The 1099-nt window shown below is 62.0% G+C and carries 1 protein-coding gene; it reads right to left on the bottom strand.

Annotated elements, in window-relative coordinates; all coding sequences use genetic code 11:
- Positions 1 to 4 precede the first annotated feature (4 nt).
- Entirely contained in the window at positions 5 to 1039 is a 1035-nt protein-coding gene (locus WKW79_RS36990; protein WP_340340191.1) for an IS630 family transposase, read from the bottom strand.
- Between the last annotated feature and the right edge of the window lie 60 nt (positions 1040 to 1099).

Raw genomic sequence — 1099 nt, 5'->3', positions numbered from 1 at the left:
TTACTCAGCAGTCCGTAATATAGGCGACAGATGGCACTTGGAAGAACGAGCGCACCAAGCGCCGGTCTTTCTGCATTTGGCGTAGTTGTTGCTCGACTCGAATGGCCAGCTTTTCGCCGGCACGCAGCGGGTTGCGGGCCACACCAGTTCGCTTGACATGGCTCCATACCAATTCGTCCGGGTTCAGGTCCGGCGCGTAGCCGGGCAGGATGTGCATGGTGAGCTTGCCGTTTGTGGAAGCGATGTACTCGCGCACATTGGCCTTCTTGTGGGCCGGCAGGCCATCGACCACTAGATGAACTGCGCGGGTGCGCCCCTTCATCAAACGCTTGAGCAACTCGATGAACAATTCGGCGTTTAGCGCGCCTTCGTAGGTCGCGAACCAGAACGCGCCCTTGGCGTTCACCGCCGAAGCGGCGGAGATCGACTGGCGTTGCCCGGGACGTTCGACGACCGGGGTCTTGCCCCGCATCGCCCAAGTCTTGCCGTGCACCGTGTCTGCGCGAAAGCCCGACTCGTCCCAGAAGTAGACGTCGGCCCCGGTTTCCCTCGCAGCGGCAGCGATACCGGGGTAGGTCTCGCGCTGCCAGCGCTCGATGGCTTGTGGGTCGCGCTGGTAGGCGCGCTGCAACGGCTTCTGCGGCGACAGGCCCCAGCGCGCCAACATCCTGCCCACAGCCGTGACGCCCAGGTTGACGCCGAACTTCTGCTCGATCAGGGTGGCGGCGATCTGCCGCGTCCACAGGCCGAAGTCCAGTCCGTACTGTCTTGGGTCGCGTCCATTGATCCAGCGAAACACCTGCTCCTGCTGCTTGACGGTGAGTTTGGCGGGCCTACCTGTCGCCGGCTTGGACGCCAGTGCACGTTCGCCTTGTCCGCGATCGGAGGCGGCCTTGAGCCACCGGTAGATCGATGTACGGTTCATCCCGAGGGAGGCCACAACCGCCGATGGCTTCTCGCCTTCCTTGACCCGACGCAGCGCCAGCAACCGAAACTCTTCGAGCGTTGCGTGGTCGAGTGTGCGGCCGTCTCGTTTCATGCCTTTCGAGACTACCATCAATTGAATCTTTTGTCGCTTTAATTACGGACTGGTGAGTAA

The organism is Variovorax robiniae, assembly GCF_037889955.1.
In the GTDB taxonomy this organism is placed as follows: Bacteria; Pseudomonadota; Gammaproteobacteria; order Burkholderiales; family Burkholderiaceae_C; genus Variovorax; species Variovorax robiniae.
This window is presented reverse-complemented; position numbering and strand designations above follow the sequence as displayed.